The sequence below is a fragment of the Rathayibacter sp. AY1E3 genome (assembly GCF_002932235.1).
Classification (GTDB): Bacteria; Actinomycetota; Actinomycetes; order Actinomycetales; family Microbacteriaceae; genus Rathayibacter.
The window spans coordinates 28,225-49,435 of the sequence record NZ_PSVN01000018.1 but is presented as its reverse complement, the minus strand read 5'-3'; the positions used below and the strand labels follow the sequence as shown (position 1 = coordinate 49,435).

Here is a 21,211-nt window from a genome sequence, read left to right as displayed (position 1 = left end):
TCGCGGTCGGCTTGGCGAGGTGGTTGCCATGGGTGGAGCGGGGCGCGTTCGCCGCGGGTGAATCGCTTGGCACGCGATTCCCACGACGGCGGTGTTCGTTGCGGGGCCGCTCCCTGCGCGGCCCTTCGCGGTCGGCTTGTGGAGGTGGTCGCGCTGGGTTGAGCGGGTCGCGGTCGCCGCGCGTGAATCGCTTGGCACGCGATTCTCGTTGACGGCTGTGTTCGTTGGTGGGCTGCTACTTGCGCGGCCCCTCGCGGTCGGCTTCGCGAGGGGGTTGCGCGGGCGGAGCGTGTCGCGGTCGCCGCGCGGGAATCGCTTGGCACGCGATTCACGCGGACGGCTGTGTTCGTTGCGGGGCCGCTCCCTGCGCGGCCCCTCGCGGTCGGCTTGTGGAGGTGGTCGCGCTGGGTGGAGCGGGTTGCGGCCGCCGCGCGTGAATCGCTTGGCACGCGATTCCCGCCGACGGCTCGCGGGTGGTCCCGAGCCTGCACCGATCCTGCGGTGGAGGGGTTCGAGGAGGTCGGTGGCTGCGCGGTGCGCGCGGCGGCGAACAGCGACCGGGGGCGCGGTCAGATCTTGCGGAGTAGGACCGAGGAGACCGTGTGATCGGCCTGCTTGCGGAGGACCAGGCTCGCGCGGGAGCGGGTGGGGCGCACGTTCTGCAGCAGGTTCGGCTCGTTGATCGCGGCCCAGATGCTCCGCGCGCGCTCGCGGGCCTCATCCGGGCTGAGCGCCGCGTAGCGGTGGAAGTAGGAGTTCGGATTCGCGAACGCGCCCTGCTGCAGGGTGAGGAAGCGCTCCTCGTACCAGCGCGCGATGTCGCTGGTCCGGGCGTCGACGTAGACGGTGAAGTCGAACAGGTCGCTGACCGCCAGGCCGTGACCGGGCACCGGCGGCTGCAGCACGTTCAGGCCCTCGACGATCAGCACGTCCGGCCGCCGCACGACGATCTCGGCGTCGGGGACGATGTCGTAGGAGAGGTGCGAGTAGAACGGCGCGCGCACCTCCGCGGCCCCGCCCTTCACCTCCGAGACGAAGCGCAGCAGCGCCCGCCGGTCGTACGACTCGGGGAAGCCCTTGCGGCTCATCAGACCGCGGCGCTCCAGCTCGCGGTTGGGCAGCAGGAAGCCGTCGGTGGTCACCAGCTCGACGCGGGGCGTGTCCTCCCAGCGGGCGAGCAGCTCCCGCAGCAGGCGCGCGATCGTCGACTTGCCCACCGCGACCGACCCCGCGACGCCGATCACGAACGGAGTCGGCTGCGCGCGCTCCCCGAGGAACGTGCTCGTCGCGCGGTGCAGGTGCCGCGCGCCACCGGCGTACAGGCTCAGCAGGCGCGAGAGCGGCAGGTAGACCTCCGCGACCTCGGTGAGGCTCAGCCGGTCGCCCAGCCCCCGCAGCTGCACGACCTCGGTCTCCGTTAGCGGCAGCTCCGTGGTGCGGGCGAGCTCGGCCCAGTCGGAGCGGACGATCTCGACGAAGGGGGAGGGGTGCGCGTCGCGCGCGGGATCGCGAGGAGACGACGGCATGGGGACCGATCCTAGCGTCCGCCCCGCCGGGTGCCCGACGCCGCGGGAGGCGCCTCCGCGCCGCTTAGAATCGAGCGCATGTGTGGAATCGTTGGATACGTCGGTGAGCGCGACAGCCTGGCCGTGCTGCTCGGGGGCCTGAAGCGTCTGGAGTACCGCGGCTACGACTCGGCCGGCGTGGCCGTGATCGACGCCGACGGGCAGCTCGACAGCCGCAAGCGCTCGGGCAAGCTCAGCGTCCTGGTCGACGACCTCGAGGCGCACCCGCTGGCCGAGGGCACCACGGGCATCGGCCACACCCGCTGGGCGACGCACGGCGGCCCGACCGACCGCAACGCCCACCCCCACCTCGCGGACGAGGGCAGGCTCGCCGTCATCCACAACGGCATCATCGAGAACTTCCAGCCGCTCAAGGAGCAGCTGCTCGCCGAGGGCGCCGTCTTCGAGAGCGAGACCGACACCGAGGTCGCCGCGCACCTGATCGCCCGCGAGTACCGCCGCACCGGCGACCTCGTGCTCGCCTTCCAGGCCGTCGTCGCGCACCTCGAGGGCGCGTTCACCCTGCTCGCCCTGCACCAGAACCAGCCCGGCGTGGTCGTCGGCGCGCGCCGCAACTCGCCGCTCGTGATCGGCCTGGGCGACGGGGAGAACTTCCTCGGCTCCGACGTCGCGGCGTTCGTCGAGTTCACCCGCCGCGCGGTCGCCATCGGCCAGGACCAGATCGTCACGATCACCCCGGAGCTCGTCACGGTGACCGACTTCTTCGGCAACCCCGTCGAGACCGAGCCGTTCGAGATCGCCTGGGACGCGTCGGCGTCCGAGAAGGGCGGCTGGTCGAGCTTCATGGCCAAGGAGATCACCGAGGGCCCCGAGGCCGTCGCCAACACGCTCCGCGGCCGCATCCACGAGGGCGCGATCACGCTGCCCGAGCTCGACGCGCTCGGTCCGGTGCTGACGGAGATCGACCGCATCACGATCATCGCCTGCGGCACGGCCGCCTACTCGGGCATGGTCGCCAAGTACGCGATCGAGAAGTGGGCGCGCGTCCCCGTCGAGGTCGAGCTCAGCCACGAGTTCCGCTACCGCGACCCGGTGCTCACCCCGCGCACCCTCGTCGTCTCGATCAGCCAGTCCGGCGAGACGATGGACACGCTGATGGCGGTCAAGTACGCCCGCGAGCACGGCGCCAAGACGCTCTCGGTCTGCAACACCCAGGGCGCGACGATCCCGCGCGAGTCGGACGCCGTGCTCTACACGCACGCGGGACCGGAGGTGGCGGTCGCCTCGACCAAGGCCTTCGTCGCCCAGATCGCGGCGCTCTACCTCTTCGGGCTGCACCTGGCCGCGGTGCGCGGTGCCGCCTCCACCGAGCTCGTCGCCTCGCAGGCGGCCCAGCTCGCCGCGATCCCGGAGAAGCTCTCCCGCGTGCTCGACGCCTCCGACGACATCGCCCAGCTGGCCGGCTGGATGGCCGACACCCGGGCGGTGCTGTTCCTCGGCCGCCACGTCGGCTACCCGGTGGCGCTCGAGGGTGCGCTGAAGCTCAAGGAGCTCGCCTACATCCACGCCGAGGGTTTCGCGGCGGGCGAGCTCAAGCACGGCCCGATCGCACTGATCGAGCCGGGCCAGGTCGTCTTCGTGATCGTGCCGAGCCCGAGCGAGTCGTACGAGCTGCAGCGCAAGGTGATCTCGAACATCCAGGAGATCAAGGCCCGCGGCGCCCGCGTCATCGCGATCGCGGAGCAGGGCGATACGGCCGCGATCCAGATCGCCGACGAGGTCGTGCCGATCCCGCTCGCCGACCCGCTGTTCGAGCCGCTGCTCGCCGTCACCCCGCTGCAGATGTTCGCGATGGAGCTCGCCGCCGCCAAGGGCCTCGACGTCGACCAGCCGCGCAATCTCGCCAAGTCGGTCACGGTCGAGTGATCGAGCCGTGATCGTGGGGATCGGGGTGGACGTCGTGGACCTCGCGCGCTTCGAGCGCTCGCTGACGCGCACGCCCCGGCTCCGCGACCGGCTGTTCGCCGAGAGCGAACGCTCGCTCCCCGTCGCCTCGCTGGCGGGCCGCTTCGCCGCCAAGGAGGCGCTGATCAAGGCGCTCGGCGACTCCGTGGGCGCCCGCTGGCACGACATGGTCGTCGAGCGGGACGAGCACGGGAATCCGTCCTTCGCGCTGCACGGCCCGGCCCGGGCGGCCGCGGAGGCGCGCGGGATCACGCGCGTGCACCTCTCGATGACGCATGACGCGGGCGTGGCCTGCGCGTTCGTGGTGGCAGAGTCGTGAGCGTCCCCGCGTCGTACCGCGAGGCGGTGATCGACGTCGACGCGATGGCGGCGAACGCCGCGCGTCTGCGCGAGCTCACCGGTGCCCGACGGCTCATGGCCGTCGTCAAGGCCAACGGCTACGGGCACGGCGCCCTGGCCGCGGCGCAGGCGGCGCTCGACGGCGGCGCGGACGCCCTCGGCACCGCGGAGCTGCGGGAGGCCGTGGCCCTGCGCGAGGCAGGCGTCGTCGCTCCGATCCTCTGCTGGCTGCACGACCCCGGCGAGGACTTCGACGCGGCGCTCGAGCACTCGATCGACGTCGCCGTCTCCTCGGTCGACCAGCTCGACACGCTCGCGCAGTCGGCGGAGGACCGCGGCGTGCGCGCGGCCGTGCAGCTCAAGGTCGACACGGGCCTCAGTCGCAACGGCGCCGCGGAGGAGGAGTGGCCGCACCTGGCGGAGGCGCTCGCCCGTCACAGCGCTCGCGGCACCGTCCACCTCACCGGGCTGTTCTCGCACCTGTCCAACACCTCGCGCGAGGACGACCTCGCCCAGCTCGCGCTCCTCCGCCGCGCCGAGGCCGTGCTGGCGGCGCACGGGGTGCAGGCGCCGGTCCTGCACCTCGCGGCGACGGCGGCGGCGCTGCGCCTCCCGGAGGCACGCCTCGACATGGTGCGCAGCGGCATCGCCCTCTACGGACTCTCGCCGTTCGAGGACGAGACCTCGCTCCAGCTCGGGCTCGTCCCGGCGATGACGCTGCAGGGCCGCGTCGCCGGCGTCCGCCGGGTGCCCCACGGGACCGGCGTGAGCTACGACTACACCTGGCGGGCCGAGGGCGGGACGACCCTCGCGCTCGTGCCGTTCGGCTACGCGGACGGCATCCCGCGGAGCGCCTCCGGCGTCGCGGAGGTCTCGATCGGCGGCCGCCGCCACCGGATCGCCGGGCGGGTCGCGATGGACCAGTTCGTCGTCGACGTGGGGGATGCGAGCGTCGCGACGGGCGACCCGGTGACGCTCTGGGGCGACCCGACGACCGGCGTCCCCTCGGTCGACGAGTGGGCGCGGTGGTGCGGCACCATCAACTACGAGCTGGTCACCCGGCTCGGGCCGCGGGTCCAGCGGCGGCTGCTGAGCGCGGCGGACGGCCGTGCCTGAGCGCTCCTGGTTCGCGGACCGCGTCGTCGAGGTCGCCGATCCGGAGGCCATGGCGGAGCTCGGCCGCGAGCTCGGCCGAGTGCTGCGCGCCGGCGATCTGCTGGTGCTGACGGGGCCGCTCGGCGCGGGCAAGACGACCTTCACGCGCGGGCTCGGCGAGGGCCTCGACGTGCGGGGTCCCGTGACGAGCCCCACCTTCGTGATCGCGCGGACGCACCCGCCGCTGCACGACGGGCCGCCGCTCGTGCACGTCGACGCCTACCGCGTGGGCTCGCCGGTCGAGCTCGACGACCTCGACCTCGATCCGGCGCGCTCGGTGGTCGTCGTGGAGTGGGGCGCCGGGATGCTGGACGGCGTCGCGGAGTCCTGGCTCGACGTGGTCATCGAGCGGCCGACCGCCGGCTCCGACGCCGAGGAGGGCGAGGAGCCGATCGAGCCGCGGACCGTCCGCTTCCGCGGCACCGGCTGGAGCTGAGCCCGCGAGTACCCTGGACGCGTGCTCCTCGCGATCGACACCTCCTCCGGAACCTCCGTCGCCGTCGTCGACTCCGCGGGCGCCGTGCGCTCGGAGCGCACGGAGACCGACACCATGCGCCACGCGGAGGTGGTCGGCCGGCTGATCCAGGAGGCGCTCGAGGCGGCCGACGTGGCTCCCGGGGGCATCGAGGCGGTCGCCGTGGGCATGGGCCCCGGCCCCTTCACCGGCCTCCGGGTCGGGATCGCCGCCGCCCGGGCCTTCGCGCTCGGCCGCGGCGTCCCCACCCTCCCCGTGGTCTCGCACGACGCGATCGCGCTCGCCGCGCTGCGGCACGGGCGCGCCGCGGGCTTCCTCGTCGTCACCGACGCCCGCCGCCGAGAGCTGTACTGGAGCGCCTACGACGGGCTCGACGATCAGGGGCTCCCCGTCCGCCTCGCCGGCCCGGGCCTGGACAAGCCGCCGGCCCTCCCGCATCCGGAGCTCCCGCGCCTGGAGGCCGAGTCGGTCTCCGCCGGCGAGCTCGGAGTCGTGGCCGCCCGCCTGCGCGCGGCCGGTCGGCCCGGTGCCGCGGACGAGCCCCTCTACCTCCGCTCGCCCGACGTCACGCTGTCCGCCGGCCCCAAGCGGGTGACCGCATGAGCGAGGCCGTGCTCCGCGACGCGCAGGCGGACGACCTCGACGCTGTCATGGCGATCGAGGAGTCCGAGTTCGCCGGCGACGCCTGGTCGCGCGGGATGATGGCGGAGGAGATCCGGAGCCGTCACACCCGGTACCTGGTCGCCGAGCAGGACGGCGAGGTGGTCGGCTACGCCGGGCTCCTCTGCCCCGTCGGCGCCCACGAGGGCGACGTGCAGACGATCGCGGTCGTCGCCCGGGTCCGCCGCACCGGCCTCGGGCGCCGACTGCTGCGCGCGCTCCTCGAGGCGGCCGGCGAACGCGGCGCCCGCGAGGTCTTCCTCGAGGTCCGCGCCGACAACCCCGCCGCGCAGACCCTCTACCGCTCGGAGGGCTTCGAGGAGATCGGCGTCCGCCCCGCCTACTACCAGCCCGACGGAGTGGACGCGATCGTGATGCGCCGGCCGCCGACCCCGACCCAGGAGACCCCGTGAGCACCGGACCCCTCGTCCTCGGCATCGAGACCAGCTGCGACGAGACGGGGATCGGCATCGTCCGCGGCACGACGCTTCTCTCGAACACCATCGCCTCCTCGATGGAGGAGCACGCCCGCTACGGCGGCGTCGTGCCCGAGGTGGCCGCCCGGGCGCACCTGGAGGCGCTCGAGCCCGCCCTGCACGCGGCGCTCTCCGAGGCCGGTGTCGCGCTCGGCGACCTGGACGCGATCGCGGTCACCAGCGGACCGGGACTCTCGGGCGCCCTCATGGTCGGCGTCGGAGCGGCGAAGGCGCTCGCCGTCTCGCTCGGCCTGCCGCTCTACGCCGTGAACCACCTCGTCGGCCACGTGGGAGCCGATGTCCTCCGTGCAGACGGCAGCGAGGGCAGCCCCGTCGAGGTGCCGACGATCGCGCTGCTGGTCTCGGGCGGGCACACCTCGCTCCTGCACGTGCGCGATCTGGTGTCGGACGTCGAGCTGCTCGGCGAGACCATCGACGACGCCGCCGGCGAGGCCTTCGACAAGGTGGCGCGAGTCCTGGGCCTGCCCTATCCGGGCGGACCGCAGATCGACCGGGTGGCGGCGGACGGGGACCCGAAGGCGATCCGCTTCCCCCGCGGGCTCAGCCTGCCGAAGGACCTCGAGCGCCACCGCTACGACTTCTCGTTCTCAGGGCTGAAGACCGCGGTCGCCCGCTGGGTCGAGAAGCGCCAGGACGCGGGGGAGGAGGTGCCCCTGGCCGACGTCGCGGCGAGCTTCCGCGAGGCAGTCGCCGACGTCCTGCTCACGAAGGCGCTCGCCGCCTGCCGCGACCGGGGCGTGCCGCGCCTCCTGCTCGGCGGCGGCGTGGTCGCCAACGCCCGGGTGCGCGCGCTGGCGGAGGAGCGGTGCGCGGCCGCGGGAGTGACCCTCCGGATCCCGGCGCTCTCGCTCTGCACCGACAACGGCGCGATGATCGCCGCACTGGCGGCGCAGCTGATCGAGGCGGGGCATCCGCCGTCGGGGCTCGGTTTCGGGGCCGACTCGACCCTCCCGGTCACCGAGATCCAGGTCCGCTGAGGCCTCTACCGGGCGGCGGCCGGGCCGCGCAAGCGCCGTCCAGCTTTTTGACAGGCGGATCGTGCCACTGCCACTCTTGGCCGCATCCGCTCGTTCCTGACCCTGGGGGATTCCATGACCACTCCGTACACGCCCGCGTCCGACCGCTACAACATCCTGGCGATCATCGGCTTCATCGCCTCGTTCTTCGTCTCCATCGTGGGCATCGTGCTGGGCTTCATCGCCCTGTCGCAGATCAAGCGCACGGGGGAGAAGGGCCGCGGCCTCGCCCTCGCCGCCGTCATCATCGGCTTCGTCGCGATCATCATCACCATCATCTCGTTCGTCGCGCTCTTCTCGATCGCGGCGACCATGCCCTCGACCGGGTACTGATCGACACGCCTCCGAGGCTCGGGGGCGCCCGCACCACCAGGAGGACACCGTGACCGACGACACCGCGCCCGGACCGCAGACCGGACCGGCGCCCGCGCCGTTCGCCCCTCCGCTCGGCGAGCCGTCGGCGGCCTACCCGCCGCCGACGGCCGCCGCCGATCCCTACCCCGGTCTCCCGCCCCGCCGCCCGCCGATGAACCCGCTCGCGGTCGCGGCTCTGGTGTGCGGACTGCTGGGGCTGGCGCCCGCCGCCATCGTCCTCGGCCACATCGGCTTCGCCCAGGCCCGACGCTCCGGACAGCGCGGCCGCGGTCTCGCGGTCGCCGGCTTCGTGCTGGGCTACCTCGCGATCGTCCTCGCGGTGATCGCCTACCTCGCCTGGACGGCCTTCGTGGGCGACCTGCGCGACGGCGGGTACCTGCCCGCGTGAGCGGACGGAACCCCTCCGCCGCCGCCCCCGCCCGCGTACCCCTCGGCGCCTGCGTACTCCTCCGTGCCCGGCCACCCCGCCGCCTATGCGGCCGCACCGGCGCCCGTCGTCCCCCGCACGCTGAGCCTCGTCGGGATGATCCTCGGCATCGTCGGCCTGGTCATCACGCTCTTCGCCGCCGGTTTCGGCTTCCTGCTGTCGGCTCCGGCCGTCGTGCTCGGCTTCCTCGGACGCCGGCGCGAGCCGGCCGCGCGCGGCTTCGCGCTGACCGCGATCATCACCGGGTTCGCCGGCATCGCCGTCTCGCTGATCTACCTGGCGGTCTTCCTCGTCTTCGTCGTGGTCGCCCTCGCCGCCGGCACCTCCGGCTACTGAGCCGGCGCGGGCCGCTCGACGCGCTCCGCGAGCAGCGCGCGGTGGCGCCCGGCGATGCGCGTCAGGATCAGCACCGCGCTGCCGGCGCCGGAGAGGCCCAGCCGCTTGCGGAAGCGGGCGGGGTCGACGTCCACCCCGCGCTTCTTGATCTCGAGCACGCCGATGCCGCGGGTGCGCAGCTCCTTCGCCAGCGTGCGCTCGTCCAGCGGCAGCTCGGCGAGGACCCGGAAGCTGCGGAGGAAGGGCGAGGCGGCCGCATCGTCGCCCGTCAGATAGGCGATGCCGGGCGAGAGCATCCGCGAGCCGCTGGAGCGCGCGAGCTCGCCCAGGAGGCGCGCGCGGATCGCGGAGCCGTCCGGCTCGTGCACGAACGCGCCGAGGGGGCCGACCTCCTCGTCCTCGCTGTCGCCCGCCGCGGTGAGCTCGGAGGAGCCGGTCGCGCCGAGCAGCAGAGCGGAGCGGCGCACGCCCGCGCGCGCCAGAGAACCGAACCAGAGCCCGGTCTCGACCAGCTCCCCGTCGACCGAGACCCACTGCGCCTCGGCGTCCCGCGGCAGGCGCTCGCGGTCGAAGCCGGGACCCACCTTCACGCCCACGGGACGATGCTCGGCCAGGCCGAACGCGAAGTCGAGCGAGGGGGAGTAGTCGTCCGGATCGTCGAGCCGGCGGGTCTCGCGGTGGCCCGCCGTGCGGCGTGCCGGGTCCAGGTAGACGGCGTCGAAGCCGTCGAGGTCGAAGGCCTCGGCCGTCGAGTGCACGGCGCTCGCCGCGGGGAACGGGGCGAGGTTGAAGCTGGCCAGGGTCGCGGTGACCTCGTCGGCCTCGACGGCGGTGACCGCCAGGTCGATCGCGGCCATCGCGAGGGCGTCGCCGCCGATCCCGCTGCCGAGGTCGGCGACGCGCGCCGCTCCCGCCGCGGCGAACCGGCCGGCGTGCAGGGCGGCGACGCGCAGCCGCGTCGCCTGCTCGAGTCCCGCGTCCGTGAAGAGCATCGAGCGGGCGAACTCTCCGAACTTCGCCTCCGCCTTCTGCCGGAGCCTCGCCTGGGTGAGCACCGCGGCGACGAGGACGGGGGAGTGGCCGGCGGCTCGGAGGCGTGCCACGGCCCGCACCAGGTCGTCGGACCGGTAGCCGTCGAGGGAGTCGAGGAGCCGGAGGCCCTCGGGGGAGAGGAGCTCGACCAGCTCGTCGCGTCGCATCCGGCCATGGTAGGCCACGGCCTCCCGGCGGGTCCGCCGCCCCGCTTGGCACTCTGATTGCACGAGTGCCAGCGGAGCCCCTACGATGGATCTAGCACTCTCGGAGCGTGTGTGCCAGAACCGCGTTCCGCCCACATCGTCGTCAAGAAAGAGGTCAACCGTGTCGGTGTCCATCAAGCCGCTCGAAGATCGCATCGTCATCAAGCAGGTCGAGGCGGAGCAGGTGACCGCTTCCGGTCTCGTCATCCCCGATACCGCCAAGGAGAAGCCGCAGGAGGGCGAGGTCGTCGCCGTCGGACCCGGTCGCATCGACGACAACGGCAACCGCGTGCCGCTCGACGTCGCCGTCGGCGACAAGGTGATCTACTCCAAGTACGGCGGAACCGAGGTCAAGTTCGGTGGCGAGGACCTGCTGGTCCTCTCCGCTCGCGACGTCCTCGCGGTCGTCGTCCGCTAGGCAGCATCCCTCGGAAGGGCCCGTCGACCTCGGTCGGCGGGCCCTTCCGTCGTTCCCGGTCCTCCTCGCGACCAGTGGCCTGATCCGCCCGCTGCGGGCCCGTCCTCCCACCTCGCGCCTGCGTAGCATCGGGGGAGTGACCAGCTCCCGCACCCCTGCCGAGGCCGTCTCGCCGTCCCCTTCGGACGTGCCCGTCGGCGAAGGAGTGGAGGCGCTCGGAGCGGCGGGACGCCCGGGCGGGATGTCCGGCACGGGGCTGCTGTTCGCGTTCTCGGCCTACCTGCTCTGGGGTGCGATGCCCCTCTACTTCATCGCGATGGCGCCGGCCTCGCCGTTCGAGATCGTCGCGTTCCGGGTGCTCTTCTCGCTCGTCTTCTGCGTGATCCTGCTCACGGTCCTCCGCGGCTGGCGCTCCTTCGGCGCGCTGCTGCGCCGCCCCCGCCTGCTCGGCGTGATGGCGATCGCGGGCGTGCTCATCTACGTCAACTGGCAGGTCTACGTGATCGCCACGACCACGGGCCACGTCATCGAGGCGGCCCTGGGCTACTTCATGAACCCGCTGGTCACGGTGCTGCTGGGCGTCCTGGTGCTGCGCGAGCGCCTCCGGCCCCTGCAGTGGGCCGCGATGGGCGTCAGCGCGGTCGCGGTGCTGGTCATCGCGGTGGGCTACGGATCCTTCCCGTGGATCTCGCTCGCCCTCGCCTTCTCGTTCGGCCTCTACGGCCTGGTGAAGAGCCGCGTCGGCGGCACGGTGGACGCGGTCGGCGGGCTGACGCTCGAGACGCTCTGGCTGACGCCGCTCGCCGTGGTGCAGCTGGCGGTCGTCGGCTCCACGGTGGGGCTGACCCTGACGACGGAGGGGACGGGGCACGCCCTCATCCTCGCCTCGGCCGGGATCGTCACGGCCGTCCCGCTGCTCCTGTTCGCGGGCGCCGCCCGGCGCCTCCCGCTGTCGATCGTCGGCTTCGTGCAGTACCTGACGCCGTTCCTGCAGTTCCTCGTCGGGGCCTTCGTCCTGCACGAGGAGATGCCGCTCGAGCGCTGGATCGGCTTCGCGCTGGTGTGGGCCGCCCTGGCGATCTTCTCAGGCGACCTCGTCGCCGCGGAGCGCAGACGGCGCCGATCCTCCGTCTGATCTGCGGAACGCGTCGTCCTGGCGCGGCGCGACAGCGGAATGGTAACGATCCGGTCGCGAAACGTATTGGTAACACCCCTGTATTGTTCACGGCTGCTTCGAAGGTTAGGTTGGCCGAGCGGTTGCCACCGGCGCCGCTCCCACTGACACACACCTCTCAAGGAGCAACATGGGCGTTTACGCGAAGGCCGGCTCGGCCCGCGCGCGGTCCCTCCGGGCAACCCTCGGCGGCGTCGCCATTCTGGGCGCCAGCGCTCTCGTCCTCGCCGGCTGCGCCGGCGGCGGCGACAGCGGATCGAGCGGCGACAGCGGCTCGGGCGACCTGTCCCTCAAGATCGGCACGATCCTCCCGCAGACCGGCACCCTCGCCGTCCTCGGCCCGCCCGAGATCGCGGGCGTCGACCAGGCGGTCGTCGACATCAACGACGCCAAGGCCGGCATCACGATCGACGTGGAGCAGAAGGACTCGGGCGACACCACGACCGACATCGCGACGCAGTCGGCCACGTCCCTCATCGCCGACAACGTCTCCGCCATCATCGGCGCGGCGTCCTCGGGCGTCTCGAAGACCTTCATCGACCAGGTGACCCAGGCGGGCGTCGTCCAGATCTCGCCGGCCAACACCTCGCCGGACTTCACGACCTACGACGACGACGGCTACTACTGGCGCACCGCTCCCTCGGACGTGCTCCAGGGCCGAATCCTCGGCAACAAGATCCTCGGCGACGGCAAGACCAACGTCTCGATCCTGTACATGAACGACGCGTACGGCACCGGCCTCGAGAAGAACATCAAGGAGACCCTCGAGGCGGGCGGAGCATCCGTCGCGGCCGAGGAGATCTTCGAGCCGGCCTCGACCGACTTCAACTCGGCGCTGACCTCGGTCCTCGCCCCGAACCCCGACGCGCTGGTCGTCATCTCGTTCGACGAGATCAAGACCATCGCGGAGCAGCTCTCGGCCAAGGGCTTCGACTTCTCGAAGCTCTACGGCACGGACGGCAACTACGGCGTCATCGGCGAGTCCGACACCAACGTCGACATCGCCGGCGCCCAGTTCACCAACCCGGGCGTCCAGGCGTCCGAGGACTTCCAGGGCAAGCTGCAGTCGCTCGTCGAGTCGCAGGGCAACGACGCGCTGACCGTGTTCAGCTACGCGCCGGAGTCGTACGACGCCACGGTCCTGACCGCTCTCGCCGCGCTCCAGGGCAAGGCGACGGACGGTGCGACCATCCGCGACAACCTCATGTCGGTCTCGGAGGGCGGCACCAAGTGCACGACCTTCGCCGACTGCGCGAAGCTCATCGCCGACGGCGAGGACGTCGACTACGACGGCCTCTCCGGCCCGATCTCGTTCGACGAGAACGGCGACACCAGCGAGGCCTCGGTCTCGATCTACAAGTACGGCACGGGCAACACCACCTCCTTCGAGGAGACCGTCGAGGGTTCGCTGAACTGACGACGCGGTGACGCGGCTCCTGCCGCACCCCTGAGGGGCTCGGTCTTCGGACCGGGCCCCTTCGCCGTTCCCGGAGGGCAGAGGCGGAGACGCGCCGGTCGCGCGGACGCAGCGAGGCGCGGCGGTCGTCCGCGCGGGCGTCCGCTGTCGGGTGCGGGCGGACGGCTGCGCGGCGTCCAGGGCGTGGCGTCGCGTCGAGGAGCCACCCGGGAGGAGGAGCGGCTCGGACGGCCTGTGAACGCCTCCGAGCGCCTCTCCCGGCCTCGAGGGGCGCCCTGCCGGACCGCGGGCGGGAGCGACGACGTCGAGCGGGAACGCAGAAGCGCGCGCCCTCCCGAGGGAGGACGCGCGCTCGTGGAGTGCGGAGGACCTAGGAGGCGCGGAGCAGCTCCGCCTCCTGCGCCAGGCGGTACGTGACGAAGGAACGGCTGTAGTTGCGGCGCTTGCCGCCGGTGGTCTCGGCGATGACGACCTGGGCGTAGACGCCGACGACGCGCCAGCGCTCGTAGTCGCCGATCGCACCGGTGCCGAAGCCGGCTCCGAGTTCCACAGGGGCGGGGGTGTATCTCTTCATGGTCGGCTCCTTCGAGGCGGACGACGCGGCGCTCGAGGCGCTGCGGGGAGGGGAGGAGATCGGCGGCCGATCGCGGTCCCTACCGGGGGAGAGGGGAGCGGGACGTCCCCCTGCAGGGCTGTCCCGTGTCCCCAAAACTACGGCAGGCAGGGCGATATCCTGTCCCCCTCGTGGGTGTCGCTGGTGCGGAGAGACTCTCGCTGTCCTGCCCCCGTCCCGCGGACAGGAGACCCAGGGTCCGGCCCGCCGTTCCGCCGACTTCCCGGGGGTTCGGCGGGCATCGCGGAGAGACCGGTGAAGGCCTGTCCGCGCCGGGAGAGCGGCCCCCCGCCTCCCTTCTGCGGCACCCCGTGCCGGCGCGTCTCCGGGCACCGAGCCGCCTGCCTTCCCGCCCTGCTCGGAGTGGTCTCCGAGCCGCCCGGCGCCCTGCGCGAGCGGCCCCGCCTCCGCCCCGGAGCCGCACCGGCCCCTCGGCCCGCTCGCGCCCGCTCCGCGCCCCGGCAACGACGAAGGGCCCGCCGTCCGGAGACGACGGGCCCTTCGCAGCGGGGGTCAGCCGCCGACGGTCGGGGTGCTCGTGGTGACCTCGTTGGTCGTCGCGAGCGTGCCCAGGTAGAGCTCGATGACCTTGGGGTCGTTCATCAGCTCCCGGCCCGCGCCCTCGTAGGCGTCGCGGCCCTGGTCGAGGACGTAGCCGCGGTCGCAGATCTGCAGCGCCCGCCGCGCGTTCTGCTCGACGATCATGATCGAGACGCCCGCGCGGTTGATCCGCTGCACGTTGACGAAGGTCTCGTCCTGCCGCATCGGGGACAGGCCGGCGCTGGGCTCGTCGAGCAGCAGCATCGACGGGTCCATCATCAGAGCCCGCGACATCGCCACCATCTGGCGCTCACCGCCCGAGAGCGACCCCGAGCGCTGCTTGAGCCGCTTGCTGAGCTCCGGGAAGAGCTCGGTGACGAACTCGAGCCGCTCCTTGTACAGCTTCGGCTTCTGGTACATGCCCATCTCGAGGTTCTCCTCGATGGTGAGCGACGGGAAGACGTTGTTGTTCTGCGGCACGAAGCCCACGCCCTTGGACACCAGCTTGTCGGCCTTGAGGCCGGTGATGTCCTCGCCGTTCAGCAGGACGGTGCCCTGGCGGATGTTGACCAGGCCGAACATCGCCTTCAGCAGCGTCGACTTGCCTGCACCGTTCGGGCCGATGATCCCGACGAGCTCGCCGCGCTTCACGTAGACGTTCGAGCCGTTGAGGATGTTGACCCCCGGCACGTAGCCCGCGTGCAGATCGTGCGTCTCGAGGGTGTTCGGAGTCGTCGTGTCGGCGGTCATCTCTCGTCCTTCTCGAATTCGACGGCCGGGGCGTCGGTCGTCGGGGCGACGCTCGTCGGCGCGGAGGCCGACGGGGACGCCGTTCCGGCGGCCGGAGCGTCGTGGCCGGGCGTCGGGACGCCGGCCTGCTCCGCCTGCCGCTCCACGTCCTCGCGGACGAGGTCGGAGTCCATCTCCTCGGCGATCTCGAGCTGGCCCTCGATCGTGCCCAGGTCGGTGTCGTGGTGCGCGCCCAGGTACGCGTCGATGACGGCCGGGTCGTTCATCACGGTCGAGGGCGGGCCCTCGGCGACGACCTTGCCCTCGGCCATCACGATCACCCAGTCGGCGATCGTGTTGACCATGTGCATGTCGTGCTCGACGAAGAGCACGGTCATGCCCTCGTCCTTCAGGTTCACGATGTGACCCAGGAGCGACTGCGTCAGCGCCGGGTTCACCCCGGCCATCGGCTCGTCGAGCATGACGAGCTCGGGCTCCGACATCAGCGCCCGCGCCATCTCGAGCAGCTTCTTCTGGCCGCCCGACAGGCTCGACGCGTAGTCGTCCCGCTTGGTGTCCAGCTTGAACTTCTCGAGCAGGCGGATCGCGCGCTGCTCGATCGAGTCCTCCTCCTTCGACCACAGCGGGCGGATGAGCGAGGTGAAGATGTTCTCGCCCTTCTGCCCCTTCGCGCCGAGCAGCATGTTCTCGAGCACCGTCATGCCGCCGAGCGCCTTGGTGAGCTGGAACGTGCGCACCATGCCCATCCGCGACACCCGGTAGGCCGGGACGTTGGCGAGGTTCTTGCCCTTGAAGTTCCACTTGCCGGTGTTGGGCTTGTCGAAGCCCGTCAGCAGGTTGAAGAACGTGGTCTTGCCGGCCCCGTTCGGGCCGATCAGGGCGGTGATGGATCCGCGGGGGATCTCGAGGTGCTCGACGTCGACCGCGGTCAGGCCGCCGAAGCGGCGGCTGACGTTGTCGGCGACGACGATGGGGTCCTTCTTCCTGACCCCGGGGACGATTGCTTCCTCGGTGATGTCCGAGACCGGCGTCTTAGGCAAAGTGCAGATCCTTCTTCTTGCCGAAGATCCCCTGGGGTCTGAAGATCACCAGGAGCATGAGGGCTACCCCCACCACGATGAACCGGATGGGTCCGGTCTGCACGGTGGTGAGGCGGATGAGGTCGTTGTTGAGGACCCCGGTGTCGATCCCGAGCGTGAGCAGTCCGTCGGTCAGACCGAGGACGACCCAGAAGATGATCGAGCCGACGACGGGTCCGAAGACCGTCGCGGCGCCGCCCAGCAGCATGATCGTGTAGAGGAAGAACGTGAGCTGGGTGCCGTAGTTGTCGGGCTGGAGCGAGCGGGGGAGGATGAACAGCGCTCCTGCGAGGCCTCCGAGCACGCCGCCCAGGATGAGCGCCTGGATCTTGTACGAGAAGACGTTCTTGCCGAGCGAGCGCACGGCGTCCTCGTCCTCGCGGATGCCCTTGATGACGCGGCCCCAGGGGCTGCGCATCAGGAGGAACACCAGGAGGCAGGCCAGGAGCACGAGGCCCCAGCCGACGATCCGCACCCACCACTGGTCCTGGCTGTAGGTGAGGACGCCGATGCCCCAGCGGCCCTCGGGGAGCGGGTTGAGGTCGTTGAACGCCTTCGCCGCGCCGTTGATGCCCTCCGAGCCGCCGGTGATCGCCGAGAACTCGGGGGTCTTGACCGAGAGCCGGATGATCTCCGCCGCCGCGATCGTGACGATCGAGAGGTAGTCGGCCCGCAGCCGCAGCGTCGGGATGCCCAGGATGAGCGCGAAGACGGTCGCCGCGACGATCGTCGCGAGGAAGGAGCCCCAGACGGGCCATTCGAACTTGACCGAGGTGATGGCGAAGGCGTAGCCGCCCACTGCCATGAAGCCGGCCTGTCCGAAGTTGAGCAGCCCCGTGAATCCGAAGTGGATGACCAGGCCGATGGTCGCCAGCGCGTACGCGGCGACAGTGGGATCGACGATCTGCCCGATCGCCAGCCAGATGAAGTTGAGGTTCATGGTGTCCTAGCCGATCCGTTCCTTGCGGCCCAGGATTCCCTGCGGCCTGACCAGGAGGATGATGATCATGAGAACGAGCGGAGCCACGTACTTGAGGTTCTCCGGGATCCAGATCGTCGAGATGTTCATCATCAGTCCGATGATGAGCGAGCCGACCAGCGCGCCGTAGGCGGAGCCGAGTCCGCCGAGCGTGATCGCCGCGAAGATCAGCAGCAGGATCGACGCTCCCGTGTCCCAGCGCAGCGACTGGTAGTAGCCGATGTAGACGCCCGCCAGCGCGGCGAGAGCGCCCGACATCACCCAGACGACGCGGATGACGCGCTCGACGTTGATGCCCGAGGCGGAGGCGAGGGCCCGGTTGTCCGAGACCGCCCGCATCGCCTTGCCGATCTTCGTCTTCGTGAGGACGTAGGCCACGGCGACGATGCAGACGACGCCGACGACGGCGCCGACGATGTCGGTGAACTTCAGGCTGATCCCGAGCTCCGGCACCGTGAAGAACGGAGCGGTGCTGTTGGGGAGCGAGAGGCGGTCGGCTCCGAAGAAGAAGACGAACACGTAGCGCAGGGCCAGCGAGAGGCCGATCGTCACGATCATCAGCGGGATGAGCTGGATGCCCTTCTTCCGCAGCGGCTTCCAGAGCAGTCCGTCCTGGACGAAGCCGAAGGCCCCGCCGAGGATCACCGCGATCGGGATGGCCAGCAACGCCGGGAGTCCGAAGACCCCGGAGAAGAGGTACGCCATCAGCGCGCCGAAGGTGACCAGCTCGCCGTGGGCGAAGTTGTTCAGGCCGGTCACGCCGTAGATCAGCGAGGCGCCGATCGCCGCGAGGGCGATCAGGAGCCCGAAGATCAGTCCGGTGACGACCTTCGGCCAGAAGATGATCCAGAACGTGTCGGCCGACACCGGCTGGTTCACCGCGTTGGACGTCCCGTCGGGGTTCGTCGCGTCGTTGCCGGTCGTGCCCTCGGTCGCAGGGCTCGTCGGAGCCGCGGAGTCCGTCGGGACCGGGACGGTCGCTCCGGAGCCCTTCGGGTTGGCCGTCGAGACGATGAAGTTCACGATCTGGTTCTGCGAGGCGACGATCTTCACCTGCTTCGGGTTCTGACCCGCGGCGGGGTAGCCCTTGTCGGCGGGCAGGGACTCCTCGTCGACGGTCACCGTGTAGGTGCCCGCGGCGTCGAGGGGGAACGTGGCCCGGCCGTCCTCGCCGGTGGTCACGGTCGCGGAGGCGTCGCCGCCGATCTCGACGGTCACCCCCGTCAGGTTCTCGTTCGTCCCCTGCACGCGGACCCAGGCGATGATCGACTGGTCGGCGGTGGTGGCGGCGAGTGCGGCGGGGGCCGCCGCGGCGATCCCGGTGAGGGTCGCGGCGAGCAGACCCACGGCCAGGAGCCGGTCTCGGAGCCTCGGGCGTCTCCTATCCACGGGGCGCCTCCCGGTCCGTCGGATGCAGGATCGTCGAGCGCTGGCGGCGCATCGAACGGCTGGCTGTGAGCAAGACGTCTACCTCTCGTCAGGGTGCACAGACGGATGGGGTCTCCGGGCACGCCCGAATCGCCGTCGTCAAACAACGTTGGTTGACCATACGTTCCGCATGTGTCGGCGGTGTTTCACCGTCCGCACTTACGCGTGACGACATTATGAGGGAGAGGAGAGCGCTCCAGCGCCCATCCGCGGCCCGGCGGCCGCGCCGTCGAGGAATACCCCGAGCCTCACGGCGCTTAAGATCGAACAACCGTGGCGCTCGTGAGCGGACTCCTCCCGTCCTCTCCGGGCTCCCGCACTCGACCTGCTAAGGGGCATTGATGGACCAGCCGGATCCCTTCGGATTCCTCGGACTCACCTACGACGACGTCATGCTCCTCCCCGGGCACACCGACGTCATCCCGAGCGAGGCCGACACGGCCTCCCGTCTCACCAAGCGCATCAGCGTGGCGACCCCGCTGCTCTCCGCGGCGATGGACACCGTCACCGAGGCGCGCATGGCGATCGCGATGGCCCGCCAGGGCGGCCTCGGCGTCCTGCACCGCAACCTCTCCATCGCCGACCAGGCCGACCAGGTCGACCGGGTGAAGCGGAGCGAGTCGGGCATGGTCTCGAACCCCGTCACCACCACCCCGGACGCCACCGTCGCCCAGGTCGACGACCTCTGCGGCCAGTACCGGATCAGCGGCCTCCCCGTCGTCGACTCGACCGGCGTGCTCGTGGGCATCATCACCAACCGCGACATGCGCTTCGTCTCGCCGTTCGAGAAGGCGACCACGCTCGTCCGCGACGTGATGACCAGCACCGGTCTGATCACGGGCCGCGTCGGCATCCCCGACAGCGAGGTCATCGCCCTCTTCGCGCAGCACAAGATCGAGAAGCTGCCGCTGGTCGACGCACAGGGCAAGCTCGCCGGCCTCATCACGGTCAAGGACTTCGACAAGTCGGAGCAGTACCCCAACGCCACGAAGGACGACGAGGGCCGCCTGCGGGTCGGCGCCGCGATCGGCTTCTTCGGCGACGCCTGGCAGCGCGCCACCGCCCTGCTCGACGCGGGCGTCGACGTGATCGTCGTCGACACCGCCAACGGCGACTCCGCCGGCGTGCTCGACATCATCCGCCGCCTGAAGTCCGACTCCGCGTTCGCCGGCGTCGACGTCATCGGCGGCAACGTCGCGACCCGCTCCGGGGCGCAGGCACTCGTCGACGCGGGCGCCGACGCCATCAAGGTCGGCGTCGGCCCCGGCTCGATCTGCACCACCCGCGTCGTCGCCGGCGTCGGAGTCCCGCAGGTCACCGCGGTCTACGAGGCGTCCCTCGCCGCGCGCGAGTCCGGCGTCCCCGTCATCGCCGACGGCGGCCTCCAGTACTCCGGCGACATCGCCAAGGCGCTCGTCGCCGGCGCCGACACCGTGATGCTCGGCTCGCTCCTCGCGGGCTGCGAGGAGAGCCCCGGCGACCTCGTGTTCCAGAACGGCAAGCAGTTCAAGACCTACCGCGGCATGGGCTCCCTCGGCGCCCTGCAGACCCGCGGCGAGCGGACCTCCTACTCGAAGGACCGCTACTTCCAGTCCGACGTGCCCACCGACGACAAGCTGATCGCCGAGGGCATCGAGGGCCAGGTGCCCTACCGCGGCCCGCTCGCGAACGTGGCCTACCAGCTCGCCGGCGGGCTCCGCCAGTCGATGTTCTACGTCGGAGCGCGCACCATCCCCGAGCTGAAGGAGCGCGGGAAGTTCGTGCGCATCACGGCGGCCGGGCTGAAGGAGTCGCACCCGCACGATGTGCAGATGGTGGTGGAGGCGCCGAACTACCGGCGCTGAGAGGTCTGGTGGGGCCGGCGGCGGATCGGGATCGCGGCCCCTCTGCCCGATGGGCCTGCGGCCCATACGCCCACCACGCCGGAGGGGCCGCGATCCCGATCCGCCGCCTCCCTCCGGGAGACGAGCACCGGTCCTCGGCTGAGGGGCGGGGGACGCAGCGCGAGCGGCGCGAGGCGCCGCCGCGACTGCGGGGGGAGGCTTCCGCCTGTGCCGACGGGGGAGTGGTCGTGCGCCGCGCGCGAGCGCGACGGAGTGGGGACGGGCTCCCCGCCTTGCAGCGAATGGTGGTGGCGGCCGCGCAGGCTTCACCTGTTGGTGGAGTGCGCCCGCTCGCGTCGATCGCGGCCTGGTGAGGAGCCCGGTAGGAGCGGTGACCGGCGATCGTTCCGCCGGATCGTCGACGCGCGGGCGTACGCCTCTGCGGAAAGTGGCCACTCGCCCGGGCCGATCGCGGGCAAGCGATCAGGGCGTCCCGTGCAAGGTGGGAGAGATGACCGGCTACCCGCTTTCCGGCGGATCGGCGTAGCGCGGACGTAGGACGCTCTGTGGAACGCGATCGCCCGCTCGGGCCGACCGCGGGCGGGCGGCGAGCGGAGCGAGGAGCGAGCCGCGGCTGACGCCGCTCAGCGGTGACCGGCGGTCCGCGTGCGAGCGGATCGGCGTAGCGCGGACGCGGGACGCTCTGCGGAACGCGATCGCCCGCTCGGGCCGACCGCGGGCGGGCGGCGAGCGGAGCGAGGAGCGAGCCACAGCTGACACCGCTCAGCGGTAACCGGCGATCCGCGTTCCAGCGGATCGGCGTAGCGCGGACGTAGGACGCTCTGCGGAACGCGATCGCCCGCTCGGGCCGACGGCGGGCGAGCGGCGAGCGGAGCGAGGAGCGAGCCACAGCTGACACCGCTCAGCGGTAACCGGCGATCCGCGTTCCAGCGGATCGGCGTAGCGCGGACGTAGGACGCT

21 protein-coding genes are annotated in these 21,211 nt (G+C 71.6%); 14 read left to right on the top strand and 7 right to left on the bottom strand.

Translation table 11 applies throughout. The features are described 5' to 3' along the window. Nucleotides 1-569 precede the first annotated feature (569 nt). Nucleotides 570-1,526 (bottom strand): type I pantothenate kinase, encoded by a 957-nt coding sequence (gene coaA, locus C5C53_RS13860; RefSeq protein ID WP_104267794.1) that lies wholly within the window; start codon nucleotides 1,524-1,526, stop codon nucleotides 570-572. A 78-nt stretch (nucleotides 1,527-1,604) separates the two neighbouring features. Between coaA and glmS the strand changes: the two genes are divergently transcribed. From glmS to C5C53_RS13810, 10 genes are all read left to right on the top strand, one after another. Next, nucleotides 1,605-3,452, top strand: a complete 1,848-nt coding sequence (glmS, locus tag C5C53_RS13855; protein WP_104267793.1) for a glutamine--fructose-6-phosphate transaminase (isomerizing) — start codon at nucleotides 1,605-1,607, stop codon at nucleotides 3,450-3,452. A 7-nt stretch (nucleotides 3,453-3,459) separates the two neighbouring features. Further along, entirely contained in the window at nucleotides 3,460-3,810 is a 351-nt protein-coding gene (locus C5C53_RS13850) for a holo-ACP synthase (protein WP_104225009.1), read from the top strand. Beyond that, nucleotides 3,807-4,946: an alanine racemase gene (gene alr, locus C5C53_RS13845; RefSeq protein ID WP_104225010.1), complete on the top strand. Its 1,140-nt coding sequence runs from the start codon at nucleotides 3,807-3,809 to the stop codon at nucleotides 4,944-4,946. The genes C5C53_RS13850 and alr overlap by 4 nt, the downstream gene beginning before the upstream one ends. Nucleotides 4,947-4,995: 49 nt before the next feature. Beyond that, nucleotides 4,996-5,421 carry a tRNA (adenosine(37)-N6)-threonylcarbamoyltransferase complex ATPase subunit type 1 TsaE gene (gene tsaE / locus C5C53_RS13840; RefSeq protein ID WP_104225016.1) on the top strand — a complete coding sequence of 142 codons (426 nt, stop codon included), beginning with the start codon at nucleotides 4,996-4,998 and terminating at the stop codon, nucleotides 5,419-5,421. Nucleotides 5,422-5,442: 21 nt separating this feature from the next. Next, a complete protein-coding gene (gene tsaB, locus C5C53_RS13835; protein WP_104225011.1) occupies nucleotides 5,443-6,063 on the top strand; it encodes a tRNA (adenosine(37)-N6)-threonylcarbamoyltransferase complex dimerization subunit type 1 TsaB in 621 nt (206 codons plus the stop codon). Next, nucleotides 6,060-6,533: a ribosomal protein S18-alanine N-acetyltransferase gene (rimI, locus tag C5C53_RS13830; protein WP_104225012.1), complete on the top strand. Its 474-nt coding sequence runs from the start codon at nucleotides 6,060-6,062 to the stop codon at nucleotides 6,531-6,533. Before tsaB ends, rimI begins: the two co-directional genes overlap by 4 nt. Beyond that, nucleotides 6,530-7,594: a tRNA (adenosine(37)-N6)-threonylcarbamoyltransferase complex transferase subunit TsaD gene (tsaD, locus tag C5C53_RS13825; RefSeq protein WP_104267792.1), complete on the top strand. Its 1,065-nt coding sequence runs from the start codon at nucleotides 6,530-6,532 to the stop codon at nucleotides 7,592-7,594. The genes rimI and tsaD overlap by 4 nt, the downstream gene beginning before the upstream one ends. 114 nt (nucleotides 7,595-7,708) lie before the next feature. Beyond that, a complete protein-coding gene (locus C5C53_RS13820; protein WP_104225014.1) occupies nucleotides 7,709-7,966 on the top strand; it encodes a DUF4190 domain-containing protein in 258 nt (85 codons plus the stop codon). A gap of 49 nt (nucleotides 7,967-8,015) precedes the next feature. Further along, entirely contained in the window at nucleotides 8,016-8,396 is a 381-nt protein-coding gene (locus tag C5C53_RS13815; RefSeq protein WP_104234159.1) for a DUF4190 domain-containing protein, read from the top strand. Nucleotides 8,397-8,459: 63 nt separating this feature from the next. Beyond that, on the top strand, nucleotides 8,460-8,771 hold the full coding sequence (locus C5C53_RS13810) for a hypothetical protein (protein WP_104288771.1): 312 nt from the start codon (nucleotides 8,460-8,462) through the stop codon (nucleotides 8,769-8,771). Here C5C53_RS13810 and C5C53_RS13805 read toward each other — a convergent pair. After that, complete coding sequence (locus C5C53_RS13805) at nucleotides 8,765-9,970, bottom strand: SAM-dependent methyltransferase (protein ID WP_104267791.1); 1,206 nt, start codon at nucleotides 9,968-9,970, stop codon at nucleotides 8,765-8,767. The two genes, C5C53_RS13810 and C5C53_RS13805, sit on opposite strands and share 7 nt — an antisense overlap. Nucleotides 9,971-10,130: 160 nt before the next feature. Here C5C53_RS13805 and groES point away from each other — a divergent pair, with 160 nt between their 5' ends. The 3 genes from groES (at nucleotide 10,131) to C5C53_RS13790 (ending at nucleotide 13,018) form a co-directional block, all read left to right on the top strand. Then, complete coding sequence (gene groES / locus C5C53_RS13800; RefSeq protein WP_097167691.1) at nucleotides 10,131-10,427, top strand: co-chaperone GroES; 297 nt, start codon at nucleotides 10,131-10,133, stop codon at nucleotides 10,425-10,427. A 241-nt stretch (nucleotides 10,428-10,668) separates the two neighbouring features. Beyond that, nucleotides 10,669-11,562, top strand: coding sequence for an EamA family transporter RarD (gene rarD / locus C5C53_RS13795; RefSeq protein WP_104224726.1), 894 nt, complete (start codon nucleotides 10,669-10,671; stop codon nucleotides 11,560-11,562). A 169-nt stretch (nucleotides 11,563-11,731) separates the two neighbouring features. Beyond that, entirely contained in the window at nucleotides 11,732-13,018 is a 1,287-nt protein-coding gene (locus tag C5C53_RS13790; RefSeq protein WP_104234163.1) for an ABC transporter substrate-binding protein, read from the top strand. Between the two features lie 370 nt (nucleotides 13,019-13,388). Here C5C53_RS13790 and C5C53_RS13785 read toward each other — a convergent pair whose 3' ends face one another. The 5 genes from C5C53_RS13785 to C5C53_RS13765 all read right to left on the bottom strand — a co-directional run bounded on the left by C5C53_RS13785 (nucleotide 13,389) and on the right by C5C53_RS13765 (nucleotide 18,326). Beyond that, nucleotides 13,389-13,592 carry a hypothetical protein gene (locus C5C53_RS13785; RefSeq protein ID WP_146076626.1) on the bottom strand — a complete coding sequence of 68 codons (204 nt, stop codon included), beginning with the start codon at nucleotides 13,590-13,592 and terminating at the stop codon, nucleotides 13,389-13,391. A gap of 552 nt (nucleotides 13,593-14,144) precedes the next feature. Further along, the gene (locus C5C53_RS13780; RefSeq protein ID WP_104224729.1) at nucleotides 14,145-14,921 is read right to left on the bottom strand and encodes an ABC transporter ATP-binding protein; all 777 of its coding nucleotides are present in this window, start codon (nucleotides 14,919-14,921) and stop codon (nucleotides 14,145-14,147) included. Beyond that, nucleotides 14,918-15,961: an ABC transporter ATP-binding protein gene (locus C5C53_RS13775; protein WP_104224730.1), complete on the bottom strand. Its 1,044-nt coding sequence runs from the start codon at nucleotides 15,959-15,961 to the stop codon at nucleotides 14,918-14,920. Before C5C53_RS13775 ends, C5C53_RS13780 begins: the two co-directional genes overlap by 4 nt. Beyond that, nucleotides 15,954-16,940: a branched-chain amino acid ABC transporter permease gene (locus tag C5C53_RS13770; protein ID WP_104224731.1), complete on the bottom strand. Its 987-nt coding sequence runs from the start codon at nucleotides 16,938-16,940 to the stop codon at nucleotides 15,954-15,956. The genes C5C53_RS13775 and C5C53_RS13770 overlap by 8 nt, the downstream gene beginning before the upstream one ends. A gap of 6 nt (nucleotides 16,941-16,946) precedes the next feature. Continuing rightward, the gene (locus tag C5C53_RS13765; protein WP_258075430.1) at nucleotides 16,947-18,326 is read right to left on the bottom strand and encodes a branched-chain amino acid ABC transporter permease; all 1,380 of its coding nucleotides are present in this window, start codon (nucleotides 18,324-18,326) and stop codon (nucleotides 16,947-16,949) included. 422 nt (nucleotides 18,327-18,748) lie between these two features. On the opposite strand from C5C53_RS13765, the gene guaB reads away from it, so the two are divergent. Beyond that, nucleotides 18,749-20,251, top strand: a complete 1,503-nt coding sequence (gene guaB / locus C5C53_RS13760) for an IMP dehydrogenase (RefSeq protein ID WP_104224733.1) — start codon at nucleotides 18,749-18,751, stop codon at nucleotides 20,249-20,251. Nucleotides 20,252-21,211: the final 960 nt, after the last annotated feature.